This is a genomic window from Bradyrhizobium sp. Kon58 (assembly GCF_055807455.1).
This window is the reverse complement of record NZ_JBVVOT010000130.1, coordinates 1-517: the sequence shown is the minus strand read 5'-3', so window position 1 is coordinate 517 and position 517 is coordinate 1. Positions and strand designations below refer to the sequence as shown.

Annotated in this window: 1 protein-coding gene; it reads right to left on the bottom strand. The window is 63.8% G+C overall.

Features of this window, described 5'->3' with window-relative positions; translation table 11 throughout:
• A partial coding sequence (locus tag AC0L20_RS39790; protein ID WP_473295634.1) for an MFS transporter occupies nt 1-517 on the bottom strand: 517 nt, incomplete at both ends.

Below are 517 nucleotides of genomic sequence, written 5' to 3'. Positions count from 1 at the left end.
AACTGCACCACGAAGCCGGCCAGGCTGCTGCTCAGCGCTGCGCCCAGGCCAAATACGGTCGACAACGCGCCGAGGCTGACGTTGAAGCGGCCGCTGCCTTGGGTCAGGTCCTTGACGATCACGGGGAACAACGCGCCGAAAATGCCTGCGCCGATGCCATCGAGCATCTGCACCGCAACCAGCCAGTAGGGGTCGCTGGACAAGGTATAGAGCACGCCGCGCAGTGGCAGGATCATGAACCCGGCCAGCAGCAGTGGCTTGCGCCCCCACAGGTCGGCCTTGGCCCCCACCAGCATCGCCGTCGGCACCATCACCAGTTGCGCGGCGACGATGCAGGCCGACGTGGCCTGACCCTGCTCTCGCCCGCTGCCTATTGCGCTGACAAGGTCTCCCTGACCCTCTACAACGGCCAGCACAAGGAAGTCGGCGATGAACTCGCCAAAACCTTTGAAGCCAAGACCGGCATTCACGTCAATGTGCGCAAAGGCAGCAGCAACCAGCTGGCCAGCCAAATCGT